The organism is Streptomyces sp. CWNU-52B (assembly GCF_047444975.1).
Lineage (GTDB): Bacteria > Actinomycetota > Actinomycetes > Streptomycetales > Streptomycetaceae > Streptomyces.
Genome location: NZ_JBLFJV010000008.1, coordinates 282,545 through 307,782 on the forward strand (window position 1 = coordinate 282,545; position 25,238 = coordinate 307,782).

Below are 25,238 nucleotides of genomic sequence, written 5' to 3' on the forward strand. Positions count from 1 at the left end.
CGCACCTGGCTTCCCACCCGGCAGGGCGCCGGATCCGGCCGAGCCGCGCGGGCGATCGTCACCACGTGGTTTCAACGGCGCGGCACGGTTGTCGGTGGGATGCGTCAGAATTGATGCCAGGGCCAGCGCACACGCCGGTGAGCGACCCAGCCTCCGGCAGAGCTAATCAAGGGGCACGTATGTCCGGACTGATCGACACCACGGAGATGTATCTCCGCACCATCCTCGAGCTGGAGGAGGAAGGTGTGGTCCCCATGCGCGCCCGGATCGCCGAGCGGCTCGACCAGAGCGGGCCGACCGTCAGCCAGACCGTGGCGCGCATGGAGCGCGACGGCCTGGTCGCCGTGGCCAGCGACCGCCACCTGGAGTTCACGGAGGAGGGCCGCCGGCTGGCCACGCGCGTGATGCGCAAGCACCGCCTCGCCGAGTGTCTGCTCGTCGACGTGATCGGCCTGGAGTGGGAGCAGGTGCACGCGGAGGCCTGCCGCTGGGAGCACGTGATGAGCGAGGCGGTCGAGCGCCGGGTGCTGGAGCTGCTGCGCCACCCGACCGAGTCGCCGTACGGGAACCCGATCCCGGGCCTGGAGGAGCTGGGCGAGAAGGACGGGGCGGATCCCTTCCTGGACGCGGGCATGGTCTCGCTGGCCGACCTCGACCCCGGCCTCGACGGCAAGACGGTCGTCGTACGCCGTATCGGCGAGCCGATCCAGACGGACGCGCAGCTGATGTACACGCTGCGGCGGGCCGGCGTACAGCCGGGCTCGGTCGTGAGCGTGACGGAGTCCGCGGGCGGAGTGCTCGTGGGCAGCGGCGGAGAAGCCGCGGAGCTGGAGTCGGACGTCGCGTCCCACGTGTTCGTGGCGAAGCGATAGCGGTGCGGTAGCGGCGGGCGGCGGGCGGCGGGCGGCGGGCGGCAGGACGGCTTCGTGGCGGAGCCGTCGGAGGCCGGTGCGCACGGACGGGACGAGGACAGGCGGTTGACCGGCGACCGCACGGCCGGACGTGCCGCGGCCGGACTCCTCGCGACGGGTGGTCGGCGGCGGGCGGGTGGCGGCGGACTGCGGGCGGCGGGGCTGTGTGTGCGGTGTGCGCACACGCGTGAACGGGGAGCGGGGCCGGTTTCAAGGTCTTTTTCCGCGTGGTCGCGCGGGTTTTCGTACGCCCGGCAGGCCGCCGTCGTACGCGGTGGCGTACTCAGGGGCGCGTCTTTGACCAGGCATCTTGCGGCGACCTCCGCCCGCTCCCGACCTCACGGTCAACTCCCGTAACACACACCTCAGTTGCCCACCCCCGGGCTCCCCGCAGAAACAAAGATTCAGTGCGCGGAATCGCAGCGCACGAGCCGTTCGCATGCGAGGCTGTCGCGAAAGGCATATGACCTGAGGGCTCTTGACCGCGCCGGCAGCGGCGCCGACGCGCGGTCGGGGAGGGGGCGGCGAGAATGTGCCGCGGACGCGTGGAGGGCCCCGGCGCCTCAAGGCGCCGGGGCCTGTCCTCCCCTGTGCCGACCCGGAGCCCCGAGCTCCCAGGGTCGTCCCCTGCGGGCCCTCATCCCCGAGTGGCCCGCCTCCCGTTGGAGATCTCCCCTCGACGGCGACGGTCAATCCTTGCGCGAGGTCACTCGAAGGAGGGGTGTTTCCGCCAAGGGGCCCATGTTCGAATACGCATTCGATAGCGTATGGGTGACGGAACGGCCATGGATTACGCAGGAACAACCAGCAGGAGCAGTGGTACGACAACGGTACGAGTGGGCGGGCCGGCCCGTGCGGGACGAGCCGGCCGAGCGGATCAAGGGGGGTGCCAGCGTATGGTGCGGCGCATCGACGTGACCGGTGCGAGCGGGGTGCGTCTCGCTGCCTGGGAGTTCGCCGACCCTCCCAAGGCCGATCCGGGCAGGAGCGGTCCGGCCGGGACGGCGACGGCGGACGGTGCGACGGCGGACGGTACGACGGTGGCCGGGAGCGAGCAGACGCCCGGCGTGCTTCTGCTGCACGGGCTCATGGGGCGTGCCTCGCACTGGGCGTCCACCGCCCGCTGGCTCGCCGAGCGGCACCGGGCCGTGGCGCTCGACCAGCGGGGCCACGGGCAGAGCGCGAAGCCGCCGGAGACGGAGTACACGCGGGGGGCGTACGTCGAGGACGCGGAGGCGGCGCTGGAGGAGCTGGGGCTCGCCCCGGCCGTCCTCATCGGCCATGCCATGGGCGCCCTGACGGCGTGGCAGCTCGCGGCCAAGCGGCCCGACCTCGTGTGTGGTCTGGTCATCTGCGACATGCGGGCCTCGGCGCTCGGGGGTGCGACGCAGCGGGAGTGGGAGGAGTGGTTCAAGTCCTGGCCGGTGCCGTTCGCCACGCTCGCGGATGTGCGGAAGTGGTTCGGCGAGGACGATCCGTGGGTGGAGCGGCCCAATCCGTCGCGCGGGGAGTTCTACGCGGAGGTGATGGTCGAGCACGCGGACGGGTGGCGGCCGGTTTTCGAGCCCGAGCAGATGCTCAAGTCGCGGGAGACGTGGGTGCACGACGCGCACTGGGAGGAGTTGGCGCAGGTGCGGTGTCCGACGCTGGTCGTTCGGGGGCTCGACGGGGAGTTGGGGCGGGCGGAGTCGCAGGAGATGGTCCGGGTGCTGCCTGATGGGCAGTATGCGGAGGTGGCTGATGCGGGGCATCTTGTGCACTATGACCAGCCGGAGGCTTGGCGGGCGGCGGTTGAGCCGTTCTTGGAGGGGTTGCTCCACTGACTGCGGGGGTTGGGGGCGGGCGTGTTTTGGGTGCGGGTCCGCTGTGGCTGGTCGCGCAGTTCCCCGCGCCCCTAAAAGATTGCGCAGTTCCCCGCGCCCCTGGAGGCAAAGGGCTGCGCAGCTCCCCGCGCGCCTAAAGACAAAAGATTGCGCAGTTCCCCGCGCCCCCAAAAAAGCAAACGACTGCGCCGTTCCCCGTGTCCCCAAGGGCGAAAGACTCTCCGTCACCCGTCCTTCGTCCCTCGTGCCGGGCTGGGGGTTAATCCTTGGGGGGTGTTGAGAGGCGTTGGGTGATGCGGTCGAAGAGTTGTGTCAGGGGTTCGCCGATGTCTTGGCCGAAGTCCGTCAGGCCGTAGGTGACCTGGGGTGGGGTCGTCGGTTCGACCTCTCGCCAGATCAGGCCGTCCTGGACCAGCGAGCGCAGCGTCTGGGCGAGCATCTTCTCGCTGATGCCCTGGATGCTCTCGCGCAGCTCGTAGAAGCGCAGGCCGTTGTTCCGCAGGGCGATCAGTACCCAGATGCCCCACCTGCTGGTCACATGGTCGACCACGTCGCGTGCGGCGCAGTCGGTGTGAAACACGTCATAGCGCTTCGCCACCTCGACCTGCCTGTCCTGCACACCTTCTGTCATGTCATGAGCTTACTTCGAGGTACGCCCTTACTGAAAGTTAGCCCCGCCCCTAGCGTGACGATCACACCGAACAGCAAGGAGCTGATCATGATCGTCGTAACCGGGGCCACCGGAAATATCGGCCGCCCGTTGACGCAGACGCTGGCCGAGGCGGGCCATCAGGTGACCGCGGTGTCACGGCACACGGCGGCGGTGCCGGACGGCGTCCGCCACGTCGTGGCGGACCTGGCCGATCCGGCGAGCCTCAAGCCCGCCCTGGACGGGGCGAAGGCGCTGTTCCTGCTGCTCTCCGGCGACCTGCACGCCACCGGCGCCAACCCCGCCGACATCATCGGCGAAGCCGCGGCCGCCGGGGTCCGCCGGATCGTCCTGCTCTCCACGCTGGGGGTGGTGACCAGGCCCGCCGGCCAGACGCGGATCGCGATGCGCGCGCTGGAGGACACCCTGCGGGAGTCCGGCCTGGAGTGGGTCATCCTGCGGCCCGGCGGCTTCGCCTCCAACGCGCTGTGGTGGGCCGAGTCCGTCCGCACGCGACAGGTCGTCGCCGCGCCCTTCGGCGACATCGGGGTGCCCCTCATCGACCCCGCGGACATCGCGGCGGTCGCGGCCGCCGGCCTGACCGACGACCGGCACATCGGCGGCGTGTACGAGCTGACCGGACCGGAGGTGATCACTCCGCGCCGGCAGACGGAGGACCTCGCCGCCGCGCTGGACTCGCCGGTGACGTTCCACGAGCTCACCCGCGCGGAGGCCAAGGCCGCCATGAGCCAGAGCATGCCGGCGGAGCTGGCCGACGACACGCTGGACATCATCGGCTCCCCGAGCCCGGCCGAACTGCGCGTCAGCCCGGACGTCCAGCGGGTCCTCGGCCGCGCCCCGCGCTCCTTCGCCGACTGGGCCGCCCGCCACGTCGCCGCGTTTCGCTGAGGCCTGCTGAGATCCGCAGCGGGAGTTCCGGCGGGTGGTCCGCCGGAGCCCGCGGCCTCAGCCCTTGCTCACCGCGGCCAGGATCTCCGGGAGGCGGCGGGCCGTTCGCGGGGCGGCCAGGCGCAGGCCCGCCAGGGTGAGCAGGGCGCCGTACACCGTGCCCAGGGGGAGCAGGAGCCAGGTCAGGTCCTTGCCGTCGGCCGAGACGTTCAGCCAGATGGCGAGGGCGATGACGGGGGCGCACAGCAGCGCGGCCGCGACCATGCCGCCGAAGATCGAGATCCAGGCGAGGCCCGCCTGCCCGGGAGCCACGTTCTTGTGGCCCTCCTGCGGGATCGAGTACGGGAAGCGGGCCGAGGACCAGGCACCGGTCGCCAGCATCGCGCCGAGCAGGGCGAAGGACAGGCCGAGCACCTCGGGCAGGGCGGCCCAGTCGCCGAGCAGCGCCGTCGTCAGGACGGTGACGAGGGTCGCGTACGGAAGTGTGATCAGGAGGAGGGCGAGAGCACGGCCCCGCAGTTCGACGTACGCGTCCCGGGTGGAGGAGATCGTCATCGCGACCATCCAGAACGCGGACGTGTCCTGCCCGAACTGGTTGTACATCTGGATGCCGAGCATCCCCGCGGCGAAGCACGCGAAGTAGATCGAGCCGGTCCCCTGCAACGCGTTGAACAGCGGGACGATCAGGCCGATGGCGAGCGACGTCACCCACGCGGCCTTCGTCTTCGGGTCCCGCCAGACGTACCGCAGGCTGCGCTCCACGATCGTCGCCGTGCGTCCGGCGGGCAGCAGACCGCCGAGCCCCGAGGAGCGGCCCGCCTTGTCCCGCGCGGGCTCGGCGGCCTGCAGCGTCGAACCGTCGGGCGAGGTCATCAGCCGGGTGAGGGTCCGCTCCCAGTAACGCAGCAGAGCCGCCAACACCAGGCCGCTCAGGGCGAGCTGGGCGAGGCCGACGGCGTACGAGCCCTCGCTGACGGAGTCCACGGCGCCCAGCGCGGACGCGGGCGGCACCCAGCGCACCACGTCCGCCACCGGGTCCAGCGTGGACAGGCCCGACGAACCGAGCCGCTGCACACCGAAGTTGACGAGCTGCGCGCCCACCGCGATCACCAGACCGCTCAGTACTGCCAGGTCACGGCCCCTGCGACTGGTCAGCAGACGGAGGTTGGCGGTCGCGACGGCCCGCGCGAGGGCCACACAGACCAGCAGCGCGAGGACGACCGCGACGACGCCGGTGACGTACGCCGCCGCGCCGTGCGCCGTCGCGACGACCGAACCGACGAGCAGGCACAGCGTGAACAGCGGCCCGATGCCGACCAGCGATGCCGCCAGGAGCGCGCGGACGAGCGGGCCCGGACGCAGGGGCAGCATCACCAGGCGGGTGGGGTCGAGGGTCTCGTCGCCGCCGGGGAAGAAGAGCGGCATGACGGCCCAGCCGAGCGCCAGTACGGCCGTGAGCAGCACCGTGATGTTCATCGCGTGAGCGTTGCCGCGCAGCACGATCAGCCCGATGAGCTGGAGGGCGGCGAGCAGCAGGACGACGACGAGCGTCGCCACGTACGCCGCCCGGCGTCCCGACGACTGCCGCAGACCGTTGCGGAGCAGGGCCAGCTTCAGCCGTACGACGATGAGGGTGACCGGGGTGACGGAGGCCCTGGAGGCGGGGGCGGAGGCGGCGTCGGTGGCGGCGTTCATCGGGCTCCGGCGCCCAGCCAGTCGAGGTCGGAGCCGGTGTCGCGGTCGTTCGCGCCGACGAGTTCGAGGAAGGCCTGTTGGAGGGAGGGCGCGTCGCCGCGTACCTCGGCGAGCGGGCCGTGGGCGCGGATGCGGCCCGCGGCCAGCACGGCGACCCAGTCGCAGAGCGACTCGACGAGTTCCATGACGTGGGAGGAGAAGACGACGGTGGCTCCGGACGTCGTGTAGCGCTCCAGCACGCCGCGGATCGTCTGCGCGGAGACCGGGTCGACGCCCTCGAACGGCTCGTCGAGGAAGAGCACTTCGGGGTTGTGCAGCAGGGCTGTGGCCAGGCCGATCTTCTTGCGCATGCCGGTCGAGTAGTCGACGACCAGTTTGTGCTGCGCGCCGGCGAGGTCGAGTACGTCGAGGAGCTGGGTGGCCCGTTTGTCGACCTCCGGGCCGGGGAGCCCGCGGAGGCGGCCGGTGTAGGCGAGCAGTTCGCGGCCGGAGAGCCGCTCGAAGAGGCGCAGGCCCTCGGGGAGTACGCCGATGCGGGCCTTGACCTCGGTGGGGTCGCTCCATACGTCGTGGCCGACGACCTCGACGGTGCCCTGGTCGGGGCGGAGCAGTCCCGTCACCATCGAGAGGGTGGTGGTCTTGCCGGCTCCGTTGGGACCGACCAGGCCGATGAACTGCCCTGCGGGCAGCTCCAGATCGATCCCGGCGACAGCCACTTGTTCACCGAACCGCTTCCAGAGCCCTTGCACTCGTACAGCCACCGTGTCCACCGTCATGCGAGGCACGATACGGCGCCGCTGGGCGCTTGGCCGTACGAGGAGGTCTGCGGGTGCGTGGTGGCTGGTCGCGCAGTTCCTCGCGCCCCTAAAGACACAAAGATTGCGCCGTTCCCCGCGCCCCTGGAGACGAGCGGGTGCTGGGTGCTTGGCCGTACGGCGGCGTCTGCGGGTGCGTGGTGGCTGGTCGCGCAGTTCCTCGCGCCCCTGTGTCTTCAGGGGCGCGGGGAACTGCGCGGGCAACCCCCACTTACCCGGAGGGCTAGTCTCGGCCGCAGGCGTAGGCCAAGGGCGAGATCAATTCCTCCGCGTCCGGCAGCCAGCGATTCGCCGGGGTGGGCCGGCACGCCCACTGCACAGCCCCCCGCGCCCCGACCCGCGTGGGCGGCGCCGCCACGTACCCGCCCTCGCCGAACACCTCCAGGTCGAGGGAGGCGAGCGGCCACCCCAGCCTCCGTACGAGATCCGGGACCTTCGCCGCGGCCCCCGGCAGCACGAAGAACTGCAGCCGCCGGTCCGGCGTACAGGTCACAGGACCGAGCGTCAGCTCCAGCCGCTTCATCCGCGCGAGCGCGAGAAGCCCCGCGGTCTCCGGTACGTCGATCGCGTCGAACGTCCGCCCCGTCGGCAGCAGGATCGACGCCGCGGGCCACGCCGCCCACAGCCGCCGCGCGACGGTCGCGCTGCCCGTGGCCGCCGTCGCCCAGTCCGCGCGCGCCGGGTGCGCGCCGGGCACGGCGCACGACGGCTCGCCGCACGAGCAGCACTGCCCACCGGCGACGGCTTCCAGCCAGGTGCCGGGGAACACGTCCCAATGGCGCTCCTCGGCATAACGCACGGCTGTGTCCTGCAGCGACTCGCCGCGCTGCGTCGGGATCTGCGCGGTCTCGGTGCCTGCGATCGTCTCTTCCACGGTGAACTCAACTCCCGCACCCACCAGGGGTTACGCCCACCCGGCCGCCACCGCCGCCCCGCCCGGCCGAGTGCTTCGGGTTTGCCCCCTTTTGGCTGCGCGCGGGGGCGGAGCGCTGATTCCACACGTGGGGCGCATGGGTGCATGCGTGGGGGCGCGCATGGGAGGCGGCAGCGGGGGGTGGGTAGCCATGGGGAGGGTAAGCAACCGGCTTTACCCGGCAATCCTCGCATGTCTCGCATTTTCGGTATGTCTGCGGGGCACTGATCTTCGAGGCCGGATCTTTTCGTCCCCCTCCGGGGAGCGGGAGGCCCCGGCCGCTGAGGAATCATCAACTCGGTGCGTGGGCAGGCACCGCAGCCACAGGGGGTACGCCAATGGCCGCAAGGCCTCTCGTCGCGCGGCAGCCGAACGAACGACTGCAGGCGCTCATCCAGGAAGCGGGCTGTTCCAACGCCGGGCTGGCCCGCCGGGTCAACATGTGCGGCGCGGAACACGGTCTCGATCTGCGCTACGACAAGACGTCCGTCGCGCGCTGGCTGCGCGGACAGCAGCCGCGTGGGCGGGCGCCCGCGATCATCGCCGAGGCGCTGGGCCGCAAGCTGGGCCGGACCGTCACGATCGACGAGATCGGCATGGCGAACGGCAAGAACCTCGCCTCCGGTGTGGGCCTGCAGTTCTCGCCGACGGTGCTCGGCGCGATCGAGCAGGTCTGCGAGTTGTGGCGCAGCGACGTGGGGCGCCGGGACTTCCTGTCCGGCTCGTCCGTCGCGGCCTCCGCGCTCGTCGAGCCGAGCCGGGACTGGCTGATCTCCTCGCCGGACGCGCAGGTCTCGCGCTCGGCCGGGCCGCGGGTCGGACAGTCCGACGTGGCGGCGGTGGCCGCGATGACCCAGGCGCTCGTCGACCTCGACCACCAGTACGGCAGCGGGCATGTGCGCCCGGTCGTCGTGCACTACCTGAACAGCGTCGTCTCGGGGCTGCTCGCGGGCTCGTACCGGGAAGCGGTCGGGCGTGAACTCTTCGCGGCGGTCGCCCGGTTGACGGAGCTCGCCGGCTACATGGCGGTCGACACCGGACAGCCGGGGCTCGCGCAGCGGTACTACATCCAGGCGCTGCGGCTCGCCCAGGCGGCCGGGGACCGTGGCTACGGCGGGTACGTGCTCGCCGCGTCCATGAGCCACCTGGCCGCGCAGCTCGGAAACCCCCGGGAGATCGCGCAGTTGGCGCGGGCGGCGCAGGAGGGGACACGCGGGCGGGTCACTCCGCGCGCGGAGGCGATGTTCCACGCCGCGGAGGCGCGGGGGCACGCGCTGATGGGCGACGCGCGCTCGGCGCAGACGGCGTCCGGGCGGGCCGTGGCGGCGCTGGAGCAGGCCGATCCGGCGGCCGGGGACGACCCGCGCTGGATCGCGCACTTCGACGAGGCGTATCTGGCCGACGAGTTGGCGCACTGCCACCGGGACCTGGGGCAGGCGGAGGCGGCCGCGCGGTGCGCGCAGGAGTCCCTCGACGGGCACCCGGAGTCGCGGGCCAGGCGGCGGGCGATCGGGTACGTGCTGCTGGCGTCCGCGCAGGTGCAGCAGCGCGAGGTCGAGCAGGCCTGCCACACGGGTCTGCGCGCGGTCGAACTGCTGGGCACGCTGCGCTCGAACCGCGGCGCGGAGTATCTGGACGACTTCCAGCAGCGCCTGGAGCCGTACCGGGACGAGCCCGTGGTCCGGGAGTTCGGCGCACGCATGGACCTCCAGGCGGCCGCCTGATCTTTGGCCTGGCCCTACCTGGTCCGATCCGGCTCGGCCGGTCCGGCCTGGTCCGATCCGGCTCGGCTCGGCTCGGTGGACCTGGCCGGTCCGGGCCCTTGCCCGGTCTGGCCTGACCCGGTCTGGCTCGATCCGGACCGGGTCGGCCGGTGATTCGGCTCGGCTCGATGGGCTTGGCTTGGTCCGGCTCGACCTGGACCGCTCCGGCCTGGTCCGGCTCGATCTGTCCCGGCTCGGTTCGACCGAACCGGCCTGTTCCGGAACGGCCTGTCCAGGTCGGCCCGGACCGGTCCGTCGAGGTTCTGTTCGGTCGGATCGTCCGGCATTCTGGCGGGCGGTCCGACCGGCGTTCTGTCGGGTGTCTTGTTCGGAGGCCGGGTCTCAGCCGAGCGAGCAGTTCTCCGAGGTGCGGCGCGGCCCGTACGACCGTGGTGCCCGGGCCGGCGCGGACCGAGACGCCGGGCGCTCCTGCACGTGGCCGCTGGCCGGCGCGCGCTGTGTGAACCGGGTCGGCACCGACCTCGGCGCGGCCACCGACGCGGAGGTCGTCGCCGGGCCCGCTCCCGCTTCCGCCGCTCCCGCGGCCGCCTCCGCGGGGCGCACTTCCGTGTGAAACGAAGCACGTGTGGCGAGGAGGGGCGCGAAATGGAGGCTCGAACAGCGTTCCGGGGGTGGTTTGTTGCTCTCTGTCCCCGGTGGCGGGAGTCACGTCCCGTGCTGCGTGGCACCGGCTTGCGGGGACCCGGTAGCGTGAACCGACGATCCGAAGATCCCCCATAGGTTCCCCCATTCGTAGGAGTCCCGGTGACGCACAACGGACAGGGCGACGAGCCCTCGGCGCGACCCGCGCGCGAAGGCATCGTGCTGCCGTCCGACGGCGGCGAGCCCCTCCTGCCGGGCCAGACCGGCGACCGCGCGGTCCCGGCGGGCGGCCAGGCCTGGGACCAGCCGTGGGGCCCGCGGCCCGCTCCGCAGGCTCCGCAGGAGCCCGGCCAGGGCGGCGGCTGGGCTCCCGCCGGTGAATGGGGCGGCGACCAGGGGCAGCAGGGCGCCGCCCAGGGGTCGGGTACGCAGATCTCCAGCTGGAGCGCGGCGCCGCAGGGTCAGCAGGGTCAGGGCTGGGACGCGGGTGCGTCCGGCGGGCAGGCACCTCAGTACACCGAGCCCTCGGATGCGTACGGGGCGCAGGGCGCGGGCGGTCAGTGGGGTGCCCCGCAGGCGCCCGGCGGCGAGATACCCCAGCGCCATGACGGCCGTCGGGCCACCGACGGGTACGGCGCCCCGCAGCAGCAGCAACAACAGCAGCAGCAGTCGCAGGGCTCCCCCGAGTACGGGCAGGGCGGCTACGGCTACCCGAACGCCTCCGGGGGCCGGACACCCGCGCCGCTCCCCGCCGCAGGGGCCGGTTCCGGCGCCCTGCCGCCCGCCGCCCCGATGGACGAGGGCGCGACCCAGTTCCTGCCGCCCGTCCCCGCGGCCCCGGCCGTGGACGAGGGCGCCACGCAGTTCCTGCCCCCGGTGGGCCCCGGCGCGCTGCCGCCCGAGGTGTCCGCGGCCGGTACGCCGCACCCGGCACCCGGAGCGGCCTCCGGCGACTCCACCCGGTTCCTCGGCCGCGTCCCGCAGGACGGCCCCGGGCCGCTCCCCCCGGTCGCGGACCCCGACGCCCAGCCCACGCAGTTCATGGCACCCGTGCCGGCGGGGCCCGGCGCCGGCGGCCCCGAGGACCGGCAGCAGCCGCCCGCCGAGTTCGACAACCTCTTCCGGACGGACGCCGCCGGAGGCTCCACCCAGCAGCTGCCCCCGTTCGGCCAGCCGGGCAGACGGCAGGGGAGGCAACAGGGCGCCGCCTCACCCGAGTTCGGCACCCCGGCCGGATTCGGTACGCCGTCCGGGTTCGGCACCCCCAGCGCACCCGGTGGGCCGGGCGGGCCCGAGGGCCCGGGTGGCCGTGGCGCGCGCCGGGCCGCGGCGGACGGTGACCGCGGGCGTGGTGGCCGTTCCCGTTCCCGCGTTCCCGTCATCGCCGCCGTCGGCGTGGGCATCGCCGTGCTCGGTATCGGCGCCGGCGCCCTGCTCAGCGGCGGCGGGAGCGACGACCAGGGCGACAAGAACACGACGGTCGCGGCGACCGGGCCCGCCAGCGAGGGCACGGACTCCGACTCGGGCTCCACGAAGGTCAGCGCGGCCGAGGCGCAGGCCGTGGCCCTGGACAAGCTCCTCGCGGACAGCGGCAACAGCCGTGACTCGGTGGTCAAGGCCGTCGACAACGTACGCAAGTGCGACAACCTCGGCCAGGCGGCCACGGATCTGCGGAACGCCGCCAAGCAGCGTGACGGGCTGGTCACGCAGCTCGCGGGGCTGTCCGTCGACAAGCTCGCGAACCACGCGCAGCTGACCGCCGCGCTCAACACCGCCTGGAAGGCCTCCGCTTCGGCGGACACCCACTACGCGGCGTGGGCCGACCAGGTCGGGAAGAAGAAGGGCTGCAACAAGGGGCAGGCCCGCTCCACGGGGCAGACCGCCGCGGGCAACCAGCAGAGCGGCACCGCGACCACGCAGAAGGCCAAGGCCGCGAAGCTGTGGAACTCCATCGCGCAGACGTACGGACTGACCGAGCGCCAGCCCGGACAGCTCTGACCGAGCGTCGGCCCGGACGGCTCCGACCCCAGCGTCGGCCCGGACGGCTCTGAGTGGCGGCGGTCGGTGGCGGGTGCCGGGCGCCGGGTGTCTCTAAGACGTCTGCGTCGTCTCCAGGACCTTCGACACGTCCGCGAAGCCCTTGCGCTCCGTGACCAGCTTGCCCTTGCGCACCACCTGGAAGGTCACGTCCGCGTTGACCAGCCGTGGGAAGCCGCTCGCCGCGATCAGGTTCTGGAAGCTCCAGTTCAGGGTCGGCGTCAGCCCGCCCGTGTCGATCTTCAGGCCGTCGTCGAGCGTGCGCCGCAGGGTCCGTGAGGACACCTCGCCGTCGCCCAGCGACTCGATGGCCTTCCGCAGCGCGGTGTACGCGACCCAGGTCGTCTGCACACCGGGGTCGGCGGCCTCGATGCGGTTGTCGCCGAAGGCCTCCTTCCGGATCACCTCGCGCATCGGATCCCACCGCTCGTCGCTCGACGCCGGGTACCAGCCGGTGACGTACGCGCCCTCGTACGTACGGCCCGTCGCGTCGATCATCGACTGGTCGACGCTGCCCAGCACGGAGGCCGTCCGCACCGCCGGGTAGTCCTCGCGGGCCCGCCGGAACGAGTCCATGAACGTGTCGGTGCGGTCGCCGAGCGCCGGTACCACGCACCCCTCCTCCTGCGGATCCGTCGAGGCGCGCTCCAGCGCCCGCTCGGCGTGTCCCAGGTACTCCGAGGCGTCCTCGGCGGCCCGCTGGTCGGTGGAGGCCGGGTGTCCTCCCGCGGACAGGCCGGAGTCGAGCAGTACGGGCAGTTCGTCGCCGGCGGTCGTGTCGGGGCGTATCAGCGTGACCGGGCCGCAGGTCCTGGCGAGTTGCTGGCCGAGGCCCGCCAGCAGGGACGGCTGGCCGCCGTTGACCGGGTAGGAGAGCGGGCTGGTGAACTCGTCGTCGGTGACGCCGTATCCGCCGAGGTAGGGGATGCCGGCGCCTTCCAGCGGGGAGAAGAAGGAGCGGGCGTGCTGGCTGTACGAACCGACGACCGCGACGACGTTCTCCTTGACCGCGCGGCGGGCGCAGCTCGCGGCGGCCACCGTGTCGTTGTGGTCGTTGCAGGTGAGCACCTTGAGCTTGCGGCCGTTGATACCGCCGTGGCTGTTGACCCAGCGCGCGTACGCCTTCGCCATGGCGGGCATCCCGGGCTTGTTGGTCGTCCTGGTCCCCTCCGGGGCCCACGTCATGACGGTGACGGTGCCGTCCCCCGAACCTCCCGTGCCGCCGGGGACGACACCGCATCCGACGGCTGTCGACAGGGCCAGGGCCAGCGCGCCCGCGGACAGGGCTCTGGCCCTGGTACTGGTGCCGGTCCTGGTCCTGGCCTTCGGCTCCGCCGTGGTGCCGCGGAGGCGTAGGCCGAGACGGGAAGCGTGAGCGCGCAGGGAAGCAGGGGTCTGTCGCCGGGCGGTCATGAACATGCACGATTCCGGCACACCGCTACGGCTGGTGTGACCCTTGGTCAACGCACGGTGACTTCCGGGTGAACAACGGGGTGCGGAGCGGGCCGGTCCGACGGGAACGTACGATCGGTGACCGTGCAAGGTTCGGAGAACTCTTCCCGTCGCGGGCGTCGCTCATCCACCATGGGCGACATGCCACTGAACGATATGCCGTGGTGGCGCTGGCGCAGCAATGTGCGCTCCGCGCTGCACATGCTTTCCGACACCGAGTTCCAGCGAGGGGTGTGGCTCGCGGGGGTCGACGGGTACGGGGATGTGACCGACGCCGTCTATCGCCTCGTCGAGGACACCTGGCTGGACAACTGGTCCGCCGAGAAATACGTCGGGACGATCTTCCGTGACTCGCAGGAGGCCGCGCTCGTCGACTCCGCCGTGCTGCGGGTGCTGCGGATCATGCACCAGGTCGGGCCCGATGCCGCCGTCTCCGTCTATCTGGAGCATCCGGGGTGGGCGGAGGCCGTGCGGGCCGCTCGGGACGCGCATGTACGGATGGCGGTGAGCGACGGGGAGGAGCCGGACGTTCCGCCCCGGACGCTGGAGGTTCTGCGGATCATGACGCGTACGGCGTGACGCGGACTGTTTGAGGGCGGGTCCTCGCCGGCGCGGGTGACCCGTCCGGGATGCGGGCGGGGCGCTTGGGCGCGGGGTCCTTTATGGGACCCTGGCGGCATGACTGAGCAGTACGTCCTGACGCTTTCCTGCCCCGACAAGCAGGGCATCGTGCACGCCGTGTCGAGTTATCTCTTCATGACCGGGTGCAACATCGAGGACAGTCAGCAGTTCGGTGACCACGACACGGGGCTGTTCTTCATGCGGGTCCACTTCTCGGCTCAGGCGCCGGTGACGGTGGAGAAGCTGCGGGCGAGCTTCGCGGCGGTCGGTGACTCCTTCCAGATGGACTGGCAGATCCACCGGGCCGGGGACAAGATGCGGGTCGTGCTGATGGTCAGCAAGTTCGGGCACTGCCTGAACGATCTGCTGTTCCGGGCGCGGACCGGGGCGCTGCCGGTCGAGATCGCGGCCGTGGTGTCCAACCATCCGGACTTCGCCGAGCTCGTGGCCTCGTACGGTGTGCCGTTCCGGCATGTTCCGGTCACCAAGGACACCAAGGCGCAGGCCGAGGCGCGAGTGCTTGAGCTGGTGCGGGAGCAGGGCGTGGAGCTGGTGGTGCTCGCGCGGTACATGCAGGTGCTGTCCGACGACTTCTGCAAGCAGCTGAGCGGGCGGATCATCAACATCCACCACTCGTTCCTGCCGAGCTTCAAGGGTGCGAAGCCTTATCACCAGGCGCATGTGCGTGGGGTGAAGCTGATCGGTGCGACCGCGCACTATGTGACGGCCGACCTCGACGAGGGGCCGATCATCGAGCAGGAGGTCGAGCGCGTGGGCCACCAGGTCACGCCGGAGCAGCTGGTCGCCGTGGGGCGTGACGTGGAGTGCCAGGCGCTGGCGCGGGCCGTGAAGTGGCATGCCGAGCGGCGGATCCTGTTGAACGGGCTGCGGACCGTCGTCTTCGACTGAGGTGCGCTGAGGTGTGCCGAGGTGCGCCGAAGTGTGTCGGGCGCTGAGGTGTGTGCGGCGCTGACGGGTTGCCTCGGGGCGCCTGCCGGGGGTGGGGTCGGGGGCCGGGGCGACATGTCCGTCCTCGGTCTGGCGCGACCGAGCCGTTTCTGCAGGGACCGGTGCGGACGCGCCATCCGCTGCGGGCGGACACGTCGCCCCGGCCCCCTGCCGTTCTCTCGCGGCTGCGGAGGATCGTGGCCCCGCATGCTCATTGGCTCGCGTCGTTCCGCTGGTGCCGGCTCGTATCGTCCTGCCGGGTGCCGGGGCTGCTACATGCGGCTCAGTGATGCCGCCGCGAACAGGACGTCTCTGATCGCCTCTCGGTCTCCCACCTGGCCCGCCGCCGCCTCCTCCGGAGGTACGTGGCCCGCTGCCAGCTGGCAGAACTCCACGCCGTCCAGGGCCACGTGCGCCACTTCGTGGTCGGGGGAGGCCAGGGTGCCGGGGGCGTCGAGCGGGATGAGCCACTCCCCGCCGCCCAGGCCCTCGATCTCCAGGCGGAGGCTGCGGCCGGGGACGCCGGCCGGGACCGGGGGGCGGGGCAGGGCCGGGGCCGCCAGGCCCGCTCGGCGGCGGGCGGCCAGGGCCGAGGGGAGCAGCCGGGCGCCCAGGTCGATCATGGCGTGCAGATGGCGGGGCGAGGGCGGTTCGTAGGGGTAGTCGACCGCGTCCGCGATGTCTTCCGCGTGGACCCAGGTCTCGAAGGCGCGGTCCAGCATCGAGTCCCGCAGCGGGAGTTCGAAGTCGCCGTACGTGACGGGCAGCCGGCCGGAGCCGCCGCCCGCGAAGGCCGTCGTGCGGACGAGGTTGTGGGCCTGCTCACGCCACGGGCCGCGTACGGAACGGGTCGGCGGGACGTGGCCGGCGCGCCAGAAGGCCTCGGTGCGGGCCGACGGCGTGGTCTCGGCTGTGCGTTCCAGCGGGTCGTCCAGGCCGAGGGTGACGGCGACGAGGCCGTCCACGGCCAGGAGGTGGGCGATCACCCCGGCGACGGTGGTGCGCCGGGTCGTCTGTTTGTCGCCGTCGAACCAGCGCAGCCGGACCGGGGCGTGCCACTCCACGTCGCCGATGTCCTGGAGCAGGGCGTCCAGGCGGGCGGTCTCGGCGTCGTACGGAGTCGCCCAGGAGGGGACCGGGATCCGGGGCGGGCGGCGGCCCAGGCAGGCCTCCAGTACGCGGGTGCGCAGGGCCGGGTCCAGGTCGAGGCTCTCCGGCGGGTGCAGGAGGCCCACGGCCTCGCGCAGGCGCAGGGCCTCGTCGGCGCAGGCACCGCAGTCGCCGAGGTGGTCCTCGACCGCCGCCGTCTCCTCGGGGGAGCAGGCCGCCAGCGCCCAGGCACCGAGCAGGGCCTTGAGGACCCGGTGTTCGAGGACCAGGGGTGCGGTGGGCAGGGGGCGGTCCGTGTCCTCCACCGATGTGCGGGGTGTGGGTATGCGCGGGGGCTCGTCGGGGGTCCGGTGCGGGTTCCGGGGGCCGTGCTCCTCCGGGTCTTCCTCGTACGGGAAGGGGTTCGCGCTGTTCACCGGGTACCCCCGTGGTCCGGCGGCGTCCCGGAGGGGCCGGCGTCGTGCGCCGTGGACAGGAGCTGGAGGCCCAGGCGCAGGCGGCGGCGCGCCTCGTCCTCCGTGACGCCCAGGTCGGCGGCGGTCTGGCGGTAGTCGCGGCGCTCGAAGTAGGCGAGGTCAAGGGCGGCGCGCAGCGGGGTCGGCATGGACGTGACGATGTAGTCGGCGCGGGCGGCCACCGAGGCGCGGCGGACCCTGCGTTCCAGTTCGTCGGTGTCGTGGGTGCCGTCGTGGGTGAGCGCGGCGGTCTCCGTGGTGCGCAGGCGCTGGACGGCGAGGCGGTGGGTCAGCGTGGCGACCCAGGAGCGCAGGGGGCCTTGCTTGGGGTCGTACGACTCGGGGTTCTCCCAGATGTGGGTGAAGACCTCGCGGGTGATGCCGTCGGCCGCGTGCTCATCTCCGAGCACGCGATGAGCGAGACCGTGCACGAGTGAAGCGAATCGGTCATAGAGCTCACCGAGTGCGGCAGCCTCCCCTCGTGCGAGCCGCTGCTGCATCTTGCGGTCCCGGCGGGGCGGCGCGTCCCTCTTGGCCATCCGGCCCCCTCACCCCTGTCCGTGCTGTGCGCCTGTGCCTGTGTCCACCGGATTCTCCTCTCCGGCCTCCTCTTGAATGTAGTCGGCACCCGTGACGGCGCACGCCCCTTTGTGTCAATGCGCGCCCCCGGAGGGCGCTCGGATGGTATGGGCCCGCCCGGGAGGGGTTCGCTGTGTGCGCTGGGGTGTCCGGAATGGTGTGATCGATGGTGGTCGAAGTGGAGCGATGTCGACCGGATCAGCCCACCTGGGGCACGTTTCGATTCGGCATTCCGTGTTTCATGGTGGGAGGGGTGGGGCAGCAGCCACGCACCAGGGAAGCTGAGCAGTTGCTTCCGTTTCCGGGTCCGGCCGCGACCGGACCGTCCGGGTCCGACATCGTCGAGCGAGGGACAGACGCGTGACGCTCAGGGTGACCGAAGGCGAACAGAGCGGCTGGGCCGTCGTGCGGGTCGCGGGTGAGATGGATCTGGTCACCTCGCCCGTGCTGCGGCAGCGCATGCACAGCGCCGTGGCCGACGGGCGGCACGATGTCGTCCTGGACCTCTCCGAGGTGCTGTTCTGCGACTCCAGCGGGGTGGGGGTGCTGATCGCGGGCCGCCGGCTGATCCGCTCCTGCCAGGGCCGCCTCCGGCTGATCCTGCCCGCCCAGGGTGCGGTCGACGGTTCCCACGTCAACCGGGTCCTCGGGGCGCTCGGGGTGCGCCGGCTCTTCGACGTGTATCCCGATGTCGACGCCGCCGTCGACGACAAGGCGGGTTCCCTGTCGGCGTGATTCCCGTCACGTGGGGGAAGATCTTTCCGTGGCACCGGTGATGTCGTTGTCGCGGAATTTTCCCGGTCTTGGCACAAGCGTCGTTTTCCCGCTCCCCGGAGCGCCCGGTCGTCGTACGCTCCCTGCCAGACGCACCCCCGTGATGTAAGGCGGCTCGAAAGACATGGTCAGTACCGAGTACGAGCGGAAGATCGCCGCCCGGTTCGCCACCTTCGACCAGGACGGCAACGGCTATATCGACCGTGAGGACTTCAACGCGGCGACCAAGGCGCTGCTCGCCGAGTTCGGCACGACGGCCAGGTCGGACAGGGGCCAGGCCCTCTACATCGGCGCGGAGGCCTTCTGGCAGGGCATGGCCGGCATAGCGGACCGGGACGGTGACCAGCGGATCACCCGCGAGGAGTTCGTGAACGGAGCCGTCAAGCGGCTGCGGGACAACCCCGACCGGTTCGCCGAGATCGCCCGCCCCTTCCTGGACGCGGCCGTCGCCGTCGCCGACAGCGACGGGGACGGCTCCGTGACCGTCGACGAGACCACCCGCATCCTGCGGGCGCTCGGTGTGCCCGCGGAGGTGGCCGCCGCCTCGGCCGGCGCGCTCGACGCGGACACGGACGGGCTCGTCACCGAGCCGGAGATCGTGAGCGCCTTCGCCCGCTACTTCACCGTCCCCGAGTAGCGCTCCCGCAGCTTGTACTTGAGCACCTTCCGCAGGGCCTCGTTGCGCGGAAGGGCGTCCACCAGCTCCAGTTGCTCCGGCAGCTTGTGCGGGGACAGTCCTTCCGCGCGCAGATGGGCGGAGAGGGCGGACAGGGTCAGCGGCGGGGTCCCGGGCGGCTGTTCGCTCGTCTCGACCACCGCGCAGACCCGTTCGCCCCGTTCCGCGTCCGGCAGGCCGATCACCGCCACGTCGCCGACGGCCGGATGGCGGTGGAGCAGGTCCTCTATCTCCTTGGCCGAGATGTTCTCGCCCTTGCGGATGATGACGTCCTTCAGGCGGCCCGTCAGGACCAGATGGCCGCTGCCGGTGAGATGCCCGAGGTCCCCGGTGATCAGGAAGCCGTCCTCGTCGAAGGCCCCGGCCGTCTGCGCCGGGTCCAGATAGCCCCGGCAGACCGCCTCGCCGCGCAGCCGCACCTCGCCGTCGACGATCCGGATCTCCATGCCCTGCGGCGGCCTTCCCTCCGTCGTCGCGAGGTCCTCCTCGGAGTCGTCGGGCGAGCCCATGGTGATCATGGGGACCTCCGTCATGCCGTAACCGTGGGTCAGCCGTACCCCCATCTCGCGTACCACCGCGTGGTGCAGCTCGGGCGGCTTCGGGGCCCCGCCGCCCGCGAGGAGGCGCAGCGAGGGGATGAGCCTCGTATCCGGCTGTTTGCGCTGCTCGGCCAGGAACATCGAGTAGAACGCCGTGGAACCGCCCGCCACCGTCACCCCGCGCTCGCGGAACCCCGCCAGGGCGTGCGGCAGCGCGAACTTCTCGAAGAGGACCGCCGGGAACCCGTACAGCAGCAGCATGACCAGGTAGTCGGGGCCGCCTATGTGCGCGAAGGGGAACGCGATCGAGCCGACGTCCTCGGGCGACAGGTGCAGCGCGTGGGCCAGGCAGGCGCCCCCGGCGATCAGCGAACGGTCCGTGTGCAGCACGCCCTTGGGGTCGGACGTCGTCCCCGAGGTCCAGTAGATCCAGCGCACGTCCGTGCCGCTGGTGGGGGGCGGGGGGAGGGTCGACGGGTCTCCCGAGGGGAGTGCGTCGTACGCCTCGAAGACGCCCGGTGCCTCGATGCGCTTCGCCATCGTCGTGTGGTCGAAGCCGCGCCACGTTCCGGGTACGGCGAAGTGGGACGCCTTCGACTCCCGTACGGCGAAGGCGACTTCGCGGTCCCGGTAGAAGGGGATCACCGGGGACTGCACCGCCCCGAGTCGGGTCAGGGCCGTCGCGAGGACGACCGTCTCGATGCGGGTGGGCAGCTGCCAGGCCACCACCGTCGAGGGGCGTACGCCCATGGCGTGCAGGCCCGCCGCGGTCCTCTCGGCGCCCGCGCGCAGCTCCTCGAAGGTCAGCGTGCGGTCGTCCTGGAAGAGGACGGGGCGGTCCGGGGTGAGCGCGGCGCGGCGTTCGATCAGCTCCCAGAAGGTGCGGGAGGCGCCCAGTTCGTGTGCGGTGTCCGTCGTCATGTCCGTACTCCTCACGGCACTCCTCACCGCCGGACAGCCGGTAGCTGACGGGCAGTCAGTTCGGCTGGAGAGCGTAGGGCTCCATGCCTTGTCGGTCCAGGGGTGCGGGGCTAGCCTTCTGGGGAGGCTATAACTGACGGTCCGTCAGATACTCCTGGTTGGCAAGACGGAGGGGACCCATGACCGAACTGCCCCGCATCATCAGCGTCGACGACCACGTGATCGAACCCGCGCACCTCTTCGAGACCTGGCTGCCGAGCAAGTACCGGGACCGCGGCCCCAAGCCGCTGACCGCCGGCATCGGCGAACTGGCCTACGTGGCGGGCAAGTACCGGATCACGATGGACCCGGACGGGCCGCCGACCGACTGGTGGATCTACGAGGACCTGAAGTTCCCGTACAAGCGCAACATCGCCGCCGTCGGCTTCGACCGGGACGAGATGACCCTGGAGGGCATCACCCGCGAGGAGATGCGGCCCGGCTGCTGGGACCCCGTCGAGCGGCTCAAGGACATGGACGCCAACCACGTGGAGGGGAGCCTGTGCTTCCCGACCTTCCCGCGGTTCTGCGGGCAGACCTTCGCCGAGGCCCACGACAAGGAGGTCGCGCTCGCCTGCGTGCGCGCGTACAACGACTTCATGGTCGAGGAGTGGTGCGGGGGCAGCGGGGGCCGGCTGATCCCGCTGTGCATCATCCCGCTCTGGGACATCGACCTCGCCGTCGCCGAGATACGGCGCAACGCGGCTCGGGGCGTGAAGGCCGTCACCTTCTCCGAGATCCCCACCCATCTGGGGCTGCCGTCCATCCACTCCGGCTACTGGGACCCGTTCTTCGCGGTCTGCCAGGAGACCGGCACGGTCGTCAACATGCACATCGGCAGCAGCAGCCAGATGCCCGCCGCCTCGCCGGACGCGCCGCCCGCCGTCCAGGCCTCGCTCAGCTTCAACAACGCCATGGCCTCGATGATGGACTTCCTGTTCAGCGGGGTGCTCGTGAAGTTCCCCCGGCTCAAACTCGCCTACTCCGAGGGGCAGATGGGCTGGATCCCGTACGCCCTTGAGCGTGCCGACGACGTGTGGGAGGAGCACCGGGCCTGGGGCGGCGTCAGGGACCTGATCCCCGAGCCGCCGTCCACCTACTACTACCGGCAGATCTTCTGCTGCTTCTTCCGCGACAAGCACGGGGTCGCCTCGCTGGACGTGGTCGGGCGGGACAACGCGACCTTCGAGACCGACTACCCGCACGTCGACTCGACCTTCCCGCACACCAAGGAGGTCGCCCTCGACCATGTGAAGGGCCTCGACGACGAGACGGTCTACAAGCTGATGCGCGGCAACGCCATCCGCATGCTGGACCTGGACCTCGACGGACACCGCGCCGGCTGATGGACCTCTCGTACACGCCCGAGGACGAGGAGTTCAGGGCCGGGCTGAGGAAGTGGCTCGCCGAGGTGCTCCCCGGGCTGCCCCCGGCGCCCTCACCCGACGACTGGCCCGGCCGGCGCGCGTACGACCTCGGGTGGCAGCGCAGGCTGTACGACGCCGGGTACGCGGGACTGCACTGGCCCGTCGACGCGGGCGGCCGGGGCGCCACCCCGACCCGGCACCTGATCTTCCTGGAGGAGACGGAGAAGGCGGGCGCCCCCTACGTGGGCGCCAACTTCGTCGGGCTGCTGCACGCCGGGCCGACCGTCGCGGCCGAGGGCACCGCCGCCCAGCGGGCGCGCTGGCTGCCGCCCGTGCTGCGCGGCGAGGAGGTCTGGTGCCAGGGGTTCAGCGAGCCGGACGCCGGCTCCGACCTGGCGGCCCTGCGCACCCGGGCGCGGCGGGACGGCGACGACTACGTGGTGAGCGGGTCCAAGATCTGGACCTCGCACGCCGAAGTCGCCGACTGGTGCGAGCTGTTGGTGCGGACCGACGCCGATGCCCCCAAACACCGGGGGATCTCGTGGCTCGCGATGCCGATGGACGCGCCGGGGATCTCGGTACGGCCGCTGCGCACCCTCGCCGGTTCCGCCGAGTTCGCCGAGGTCTTCCTCGACGAGGTCCGGGTGCCCGTCGCCAACCGGGTCGGCGAGGAGAACGACGGCTGGCGCGTGACCATGGTGACCCTCTCCTTCGAACGCGGCACCGCCTTCGTGGGCGAGGTGGTGGCCTGCCGGCGGGTGCTCGGCGAAGTGGCCCGCGAGGCGCGGAAGAACGGCCGCTGGGACGATGTGCCGCTGCGCCGCAGGCTCGGCAGGCTGAACGCCGAGTTCCGTGCGCTGTGGCGGCTCACCCAGTGGAACGTGAGCGAGTCCGAGCGGACGGGCGGCGTGCCGGGTGTCGGGGGTTCGGTCTTCAAGCTGCGGTACTCGCAGGCGCGGCAGGAGCTGTACGACGCGGCGGCCGAGGTGCTCGGGCCCGAGGGGCTCGACCTGGACAGACCGTGGACGGTGGACCGGCTGTCGTCGCTCTCGTACACCATCGCGGCCGGCACCTCGCAGATCCAGCGCAACATCGTGGCCGAGCGCATCCTGGGCCTCCCGAGAGGACGGTGACCGGATGGACTTCCAACTCACCGACGACCAGCGCGCCTTGCGGGCCGGGGTGCGCGAGCTGCTGGTGCGGCGGTTCGGGCGGGAGCGGTTGCGGGCCGCCGTGGACCGGGACCGACACGAGGGGGCAACGGGGCTCGATCGGGTGCTCTGGCGTGAGTTGGGCGAGGCGGGGTTCTTCGCGCTGCGGCTGCCCGAGGCGCGGGGCGGGGTCGGCCTCGGGCTGCCCGAGGCGGTGCTCGCCTTCGAGGAGGCCGGCCGGGCGCTGCTGCCCGGACCGCTGGTGGCCACCCACCTCGCGGCCGGAGAGGTGCCCGGAGCGGCCACCGGCGAGTGCGTCGTGGCGGCCGTCGACGGCGACCTCGTCGAGTGGCTGGCCGCCGCGGACGTCGTACGCGGCGATGTGACGGGCGCCGTCGCCCTGCGCTCGGCCGACCCGCTGACGCCGCTGCACCGGGTGCCCCGGGCCGCGCCCCCCGATCCGGTGGCCGAACTGCTGACCGCCGCCGAGCAGCTCGGCTCGGCCGCGCGGACCTGCGCGCTGGCCGTGCAACACGCCCGGACACGTGAGCAGTTCGGTCAGCCGATCGGGTCATTCCAGGCGGTGAAACATCTGTGCTCGGAGATGCTGGTGCGGGTGGAAGTGGCCCGCGCGGCGGTGTACGCGGCGGCCGTCACGCGCGATCCGCTCGACATCGCGGCGGCCCGGCTGCTGGCCGACGAGGCCGCCGGACGCGGGGCCCGCGACTGCCTCCAGGTGCACGGCGGCATGGGGTTCACCTGGGAGTCGGAGGTGCACCTCCACCTGAAACGGGCCTGGTCGAGGGCTCGCCGCGGGACGGGCGCCGCGGCGGCCGAGGAGGCTCTCGCCCAGGATCTGCTGGCTCCGGCGGCGCGCTGAGGGACGCGGACCCGCCGTCCGGAGCGCCGCCGGCCGCCGCCGATCGTGGCACGCCGGAACGGGCCGGAGGGGACGGAGGTCACGGAACGTGGCATACCGGAACGGCCGAACGCCGATACGGCGTTGTGTCCCAGGCGTGACTCGTCACGGCCTGGAGTCGGCCCAAGGCTCCGGTACCTTGTGTGGGATGCGAGTGGTTCTGAGGCCGGGCCATCACGGTGTTGCCCCCGGGGCAGCCCCGGATCCGGCGGTGCGCGCCGCTCGCGAGGCAAGGGGCAGGAGCGTTCCTGCCTGTTCGACTCCCCGTGGCGAGCGTCGCACAGTATGCCGTACGCGTACTCCTTCGCGCTGGAATATGCCCGAAGCGCTTGTTGGGGTGACTGTACGTCAACCATGCTGTCTCGCGAGGGCATCACGTTCCGTGAACCCTTTTCTGACCACGATCGTGGCCCTTGCGAGGCGCGAGGCGATGTGTCCGCCGGTTCGGATGGTGTGAGCGGTGCAGGTGCTTCAAGTGCAGCTGGAGATCCGGCCCGACCCCGCGGAGGTGGGGAGAGCCAGAAGGTGGGCCCGTTCGCGGCTCATGGGCTCCGGGATAGAGGCCGATGAGCCACTGGCGGAGACGCTGATCCTGCTCGTCTCGGAGCTGGTCACCAACGCCGTGGTGCACACGGGCCGCCCCGCCGTCCTGCGTCTGCTGATGCCGGACACGGCGCCCGGACCGGCGGCGGGACCGGCAGCGGGGCCGGCAGCGGGGCCGACGTCCGAACGGGCGGCCGGGCGAACGGCCGGGCGGCCGGCCGGTGAGCGGGCCGTCCGCGAGGCGGTCGCGGCCGGCGCGGCCGTCGCGACCGTCCGGCTGGAAGTGCTCGACGCCAGCACCCGGGCCCCGCTCCCGCGCTGCGCGGACGGCGACGAGACCAACGGCCGGGGCCTCGCCCTCGTCGACTGCCTCGCCGACCGGTGGGGCTGGGCCACCGAGGACGCGGGCAAGCGCATCTGGTGCGAGGTGGACCGCTGTTCACCGGCCGCCGAGACGGGCGAGACGGGTCAGGCGGCCGAGGTGGTCGGAGCGACTGAAGGGGCCGAAGAGGCCGAAGAGGTCGAGGGAGTCGAATCGGCCGGGGTCGCGAAGGGCCGCCAGGTGGCTCCGACCGCGTACGGGGACCGGGCGTACGAGGCCGTGTAGTGCGCCGGGGTCGGTCGTACGAGGCCCTGTGACGCGCGGGGCGGACGGAGTGCGGGGTGGTGCGACGCGCGGGAGCGGGCGCTCGAATGCGGACGCGCCCGCTGGCGCACGGGTGGCACGGAGCCGGAGGTCCGGGCGTCCTGCGCTGTCGAGTGCGCCGGGTCGTGCTTCCTTCCACGGTGCTCACAAAGGGTACTTAGGGCATAAATCCCCGAACAGGCGTTGACGTAGCGTGTCCGTTTCGTCACGCTCGTGTTCGGTGATTCGTTGTGAGGGGACGTCGAGGACTCGGTGACGGGGCCCTCGGCGAGCGCGGATCGCGGTGGGCGTCGGCTTCTGCGGGGCCAGGAGCGGGCGCGTCGGAGAGCCGGATGGCGACGCGCGGCCGCGAGTGAGGGAAACGCGCCGTCAGCCGGCCC

22 protein-coding genes are annotated in these 25,238 nt (G+C 72.1%); 14 read left to right on the plus strand and 8 right to left on the minus strand.

Annotation, left to right across the window (positions count from 1 at the left end; genetic code table 11):
* Window positions 1-179 precede the first annotated feature (179 nt).
* Window positions 180-872 (plus strand): metal-dependent transcriptional regulator, encoded by a 693-nt coding sequence (locus ACLVWQ_RS12175; RefSeq protein ID WP_362786885.1) that lies wholly within the window; start codon window positions 180-182, stop codon window positions 870-872.
* Between the two features lie 935 nt (window positions 873-1,807).
* Window positions 1,808-2,734 (plus strand): alpha/beta fold hydrolase, encoded by a 927-nt coding sequence (locus ACLVWQ_RS12180; protein WP_414108410.1) that lies wholly within the window; start codon window positions 1,808-1,810, stop codon window positions 2,732-2,734.
* Between the two features lie 259 nt (window positions 2,735-2,993).
* Here the strand turns inward: ACLVWQ_RS12180 and ACLVWQ_RS12185 are convergent, their stop codons facing one another.
* Window positions 2,994-3,365 (minus strand): winged helix-turn-helix transcriptional regulator, encoded by a 372-nt coding sequence (locus ACLVWQ_RS12185; protein WP_414108412.1) that lies wholly within the window; start codon window positions 3,363-3,365, stop codon window positions 2,994-2,996.
* 87 nt (window positions 3,366-3,452) lie between these two features.
* On the opposite strand from ACLVWQ_RS12185, the gene ACLVWQ_RS12190 reads away from it, so the two are divergent.
* Window positions 3,453-4,292: an SDR family oxidoreductase gene (locus ACLVWQ_RS12190; protein ID WP_414108413.1), complete on the plus strand. Its 840-nt coding sequence runs from the start codon at window positions 3,453-3,455 to the stop codon at window positions 4,290-4,292.
* A 57-nt stretch (window positions 4,293-4,349) separates the two neighbouring features.
* On the opposite strand, the gene ACLVWQ_RS12195 is transcribed toward ACLVWQ_RS12190, so the two are convergent.
* The 3 genes from ACLVWQ_RS12195 to ACLVWQ_RS12205 all read right to left on the minus strand — a co-directional run bounded on the left by ACLVWQ_RS12195 (window position 4,350) and on the right by ACLVWQ_RS12205 (window position 7,676).
* Window positions 4,350-5,987, minus strand: a complete 1,638-nt coding sequence (locus ACLVWQ_RS12195) for a transporter (RefSeq protein WP_414108414.1) — start codon at window positions 5,985-5,987, stop codon at window positions 4,350-4,352.
* Complete coding sequence (locus ACLVWQ_RS12200; protein ID WP_414108415.1) at window positions 5,984-6,763, minus strand: ABC transporter ATP-binding protein; 780 nt, start codon at window positions 6,761-6,763, stop codon at window positions 5,984-5,986. Before ACLVWQ_RS12200 ends, ACLVWQ_RS12195 begins: the two co-directional genes overlap by 4 nt.
* A 262-nt stretch (window positions 6,764-7,025) precedes the next feature.
* Entirely contained in the window at window positions 7,026-7,676 is a 651-nt protein-coding gene (locus ACLVWQ_RS12205; protein WP_414108417.1) for a bifunctional DNA primase/polymerase, read from the minus strand.
* A gap of 377 nt (window positions 7,677-8,053) precedes the next feature.
* On the opposite strand from ACLVWQ_RS12205, the gene ACLVWQ_RS12210 reads away from it, so the two are divergent.
* From ACLVWQ_RS12210 to ACLVWQ_RS12220, 3 genes are all read left to right on the plus strand, one after another.
* A complete protein-coding gene (locus ACLVWQ_RS12210) occupies window positions 8,054-9,439 on the plus strand; it encodes a transcriptional regulator (protein ID WP_414108418.1) in 1,386 nt (461 codons plus the stop codon).
* A gap of 358 nt (window positions 9,440-9,797) precedes the next feature.
* Entirely contained in the window at window positions 9,798-10,052 is a 255-nt protein-coding gene (locus ACLVWQ_RS12215) for a hypothetical protein (RefSeq protein WP_414108419.1), read from the plus strand.
* A gap of 191 nt (window positions 10,053-10,243) precedes the next feature.
* A complete protein-coding gene (locus ACLVWQ_RS12220; RefSeq protein WP_414108420.1) occupies window positions 10,244-12,079 on the plus strand; it encodes a hypothetical protein in 1,836 nt (611 codons plus the stop codon).
* A 93-nt stretch (window positions 12,080-12,172) separates the two neighbouring features.
* Here ACLVWQ_RS12220 and ACLVWQ_RS12225 read toward each other — a convergent pair whose 3' ends face one another.
* Window positions 12,173-13,531, minus strand: a complete 1,359-nt coding sequence (locus ACLVWQ_RS12225) for an ABC transporter substrate-binding protein (protein ID WP_414108422.1) — start codon at window positions 13,529-13,531, stop codon at window positions 12,173-12,175.
* Between the two features lie 117 nt (window positions 13,532-13,648).
* Here ACLVWQ_RS12225 and ACLVWQ_RS12230 point away from each other — a divergent pair, with 117 nt between their 5' ends.
* Together ACLVWQ_RS12230 and purU are read left to right on the plus strand one after the other, a co-directional pair.
* Window positions 13,649-14,149, plus strand: a complete 501-nt coding sequence (locus tag ACLVWQ_RS12230; protein WP_414108423.1) for an SCO4402 family protein — start codon at window positions 13,649-13,651, stop codon at window positions 14,147-14,149.
* A 99-nt stretch (window positions 14,150-14,248) separates the two neighbouring features.
* A complete protein-coding gene (purU, locus tag ACLVWQ_RS12235) occupies window positions 14,249-15,100 on the plus strand; it encodes a formyltetrahydrofolate deformylase (protein WP_414108425.1) in 852 nt (283 codons plus the stop codon).
* 311 nt (window positions 15,101-15,411) lie between these two features.
* Here purU and ACLVWQ_RS12240 read toward each other — a convergent pair whose 3' ends face one another.
* Together ACLVWQ_RS12240 and ACLVWQ_RS12245 are read right to left on the minus strand one after the other, a co-directional pair.
* Entirely contained in the window at window positions 15,412-16,665 is a 1,254-nt protein-coding gene (locus ACLVWQ_RS12240) for a zf-HC2 domain-containing protein (protein ID WP_414108427.1), read from the minus strand.
* On the minus strand, window positions 16,662-17,243 hold the full coding sequence (locus ACLVWQ_RS12245; protein ID WP_414108428.1) for a sigma-70 family RNA polymerase sigma factor: 582 nt from the start codon (window positions 17,241-17,243) through the stop codon (window positions 16,662-16,664). Before ACLVWQ_RS12245 ends, ACLVWQ_RS12240 begins: the two co-directional genes overlap by 4 nt.
* A gap of 400 nt (window positions 17,244-17,643) precedes the next feature.
* Between ACLVWQ_RS12245 and ACLVWQ_RS12250 the strand changes: the two genes are divergently transcribed.
* Window positions 17,644-18,018 carry an STAS domain-containing protein gene (locus tag ACLVWQ_RS12250; RefSeq protein ID WP_414108429.1) on the plus strand — a complete coding sequence of 125 codons (375 nt, stop codon included), beginning with the start codon at window positions 17,644-17,646 and terminating at the stop codon, window positions 18,016-18,018.
* A gap of 163 nt (window positions 18,019-18,181) precedes the next feature.
* Window positions 18,182-18,694 carry an EF-hand domain-containing protein gene (locus tag ACLVWQ_RS12255; RefSeq protein ID WP_414108430.1) on the plus strand — a complete coding sequence of 171 codons (513 nt, stop codon included), beginning with the start codon at window positions 18,182-18,184 and terminating at the stop codon, window positions 18,692-18,694.
* Here the strand turns inward: ACLVWQ_RS12255 and ACLVWQ_RS12260 are convergent.
* Window positions 18,673-20,193 carry a class I adenylate-forming enzyme family protein gene (locus tag ACLVWQ_RS12260; RefSeq protein ID WP_414108431.1) on the minus strand — a complete coding sequence of 507 codons (1,521 nt, stop codon included), beginning with the start codon at window positions 20,191-20,193 and terminating at the stop codon, window positions 18,673-18,675. The genes ACLVWQ_RS12255 and ACLVWQ_RS12260 overlap by 22 nt on opposite strands.
* Before the next feature lie 179 nt (window positions 20,194-20,372).
* On the opposite strand from ACLVWQ_RS12260, the gene ACLVWQ_RS12265 reads away from it, so the two are divergent.
* From ACLVWQ_RS12265 to ACLVWQ_RS12280, 4 genes are all read left to right on the plus strand, one after another.
* Window positions 20,373-21,578 carry an amidohydrolase family protein gene (locus tag ACLVWQ_RS12265; RefSeq protein ID WP_414108433.1) on the plus strand — a complete coding sequence of 402 codons (1,206 nt, stop codon included), beginning with the start codon at window positions 20,373-20,375 and terminating at the stop codon, window positions 21,576-21,578.
* Entirely contained in the window at window positions 21,578-22,732 is a 1,155-nt protein-coding gene (locus ACLVWQ_RS12270) for an acyl-CoA dehydrogenase family protein (RefSeq protein WP_414108434.1), read from the plus strand. Before ACLVWQ_RS12265 ends, ACLVWQ_RS12270 begins: the two co-directional genes overlap by 1 nt.
* A 4-nt stretch (window positions 22,733-22,736) precedes the next feature.
* Window positions 22,737-23,630: an acyl-CoA dehydrogenase family protein gene (locus tag ACLVWQ_RS12275; RefSeq protein WP_414108436.1), complete on the plus strand. Its 894-nt coding sequence runs from the start codon at window positions 22,737-22,739 to the stop codon at window positions 23,628-23,630.
* A gap of 514 nt (window positions 23,631-24,144) precedes the next feature.
* On the plus strand, window positions 24,145-24,819 hold the full coding sequence (locus tag ACLVWQ_RS12280; RefSeq protein ID WP_414108483.1) for an ATP-binding protein: 675 nt from the start codon (window positions 24,145-24,147) through the stop codon (window positions 24,817-24,819).
* Window positions 24,820-25,238: the final 419 nt, after the last annotated feature.

Coding starts and splice junctions, on each gene's coding strand:
- ACLVWQ_RS12195 (WP_414108414.1), bottom strand. CDS start 5,987: ATGAACGCCGCCACCGACGCCGCCTCCGCCCCCGCCTCCAGGGCCTCC.
- purU (WP_414108425.1), top strand. CDS start 14,249: ATGACTGAGCAGTACGTCCTGACGCTTTCCTGCCCCGACAAGCAGGGC.
- ACLVWQ_RS12275 (WP_414108436.1), top strand. CDS start 22,737: ATGGACTTCCAACTCACCGACGACCAGCGCGCCTTGCGGGCCGGGGTG.
- ACLVWQ_RS12180 (WP_414108410.1), top strand. CDS start 1,808: ATGGTGCGGCGCATCGACGTGACCGGTGCGAGCGGGGTGCGTCTCGCT.
- ACLVWQ_RS12225 (WP_414108422.1), bottom strand. CDS start 13,531: ATGACCGCCCGGCGACAGACCCCTGCTTCCCTGCGCGCTCACGCTTCC.
- ACLVWQ_RS12270 (WP_414108434.1), top strand. CDS start 21,578: ATGGACCTCTCGTACACGCCCGAGGACGAGGAGTTCAGGGCCGGGCTG.
- ACLVWQ_RS12185 (WP_414108412.1), bottom strand. CDS start 3,365: ATGACAGAAGGTGTGCAGGACAGGCAGGTCGAGGTGGCGAAGCGCTAT.
- ACLVWQ_RS12200 (WP_414108415.1), bottom strand. CDS start 6,763: ATGACGGTGGACACGGTGGCTGTACGAGTGCAAGGGCTCTGGAAGCGG.
- ACLVWQ_RS12245 (WP_414108428.1), bottom strand. CDS start 17,243: ATGGCCAAGAGGGACGCGCCGCCCCGCCGGGACCGCAAGATGCAGCAG.
- ACLVWQ_RS12255 (WP_414108430.1), top strand. CDS start 18,182: ATGGTCAGTACCGAGTACGAGCGGAAGATCGCCGCCCGGTTCGCCACC.
- ACLVWQ_RS12260 (WP_414108431.1), bottom strand. CDS start 20,193: ATGACGACGGACACCGCACACGAACTGGGCGCCTCCCGCACCTTCTGG.
- ACLVWQ_RS12190 (WP_414108413.1), top strand. CDS start 3,453: ATGATCGTCGTAACCGGGGCCACCGGAAATATCGGCCGCCCGTTGACG.
- ACLVWQ_RS12210 (WP_414108418.1), top strand. CDS start 8,054: ATGGCCGCAAGGCCTCTCGTCGCGCGGCAGCCGAACGAACGACTGCAG.
- ACLVWQ_RS12265 (WP_414108433.1), top strand. CDS start 20,373: ATGACCGAACTGCCCCGCATCATCAGCGTCGACGACCACGTGATCGAA.
- ACLVWQ_RS12175 (WP_362786885.1), top strand. CDS start 180: ATGTCCGGACTGATCGACACCACGGAGATGTATCTCCGCACCATCCTC.